We start from the raw sequence: 585 nt of genomic DNA on the forward strand, positions 1-585 counted from the left end.
ATGGCAGCGCATAATTTTAATATGGGCCTACGAACGTATTACTTTTCAATTTCAGTACTTGCTTGGTTCATTAGCCCGATTGCATTTATGGCTGCGGCAACAAGCGTGGTATTCGTGTTGTATCAACGAGAATTTAAATCTTCTACACTCAAAACCTTGATGCAAAGTAAAGCGATCGATTTTTCGCAAACACCTAAGTTTTAGACTGAAAGTCAGTATTCGAAGAATGGCATGCCATTAAGCGAAAAGCCTAACGTAGCCCAAGAATAATCTTCTGTATGCGTCGCAACAATCGTCACCATACGATAGCGAATGCCCAGTTCTAAGCCGAGTTGTTCGATCCCTTCCATTCGACGCCCATTGTTTTCAGCATTTAAGACGTGCCAAGAAAACCCAAAGTCTACACCCCAATGAAATGAGCCATTGGTATACGCAATATTATACTTTTCGCCTTTTTTACCTTTGCCATAACGAAACGTCGCGCCAGCTGCATTTGCACCATCTTTGTTGAAATAAGACAGACCGCCATAATGCGCAATGCCAAGAAGATTGTCTTTGTAGAGGTAGGTATAGCGAGGAGTCCAC

Annotated in this window: 2 protein-coding genes; one reads left to right on the plus strand and one right to left on the minus strand. The window is 42.4% G+C overall.

Annotation, left to right across the window (positions count from 1 at the left end; translation table 11 throughout):
• The coding region (locus A3762_RS09760; RefSeq protein ID WP_068755204.1) for a DUF599 family protein at window positions 1-204 on the plus strand (204 nt) is incomplete at its 5' end.
• A gap of 8 nt (window positions 205-212) precedes the next feature.
• Here the strand turns inward: A3762_RS09760 and A3762_RS27460 are convergent.
• The coding region (locus A3762_RS27460; RefSeq protein WP_197469176.1) for a hypothetical protein at window positions 213-585 on the minus strand (373 nt) is incomplete at its 5' end.

Source organism: Oleiphilus sp. HI0125, from assembly GCF_001635355.1.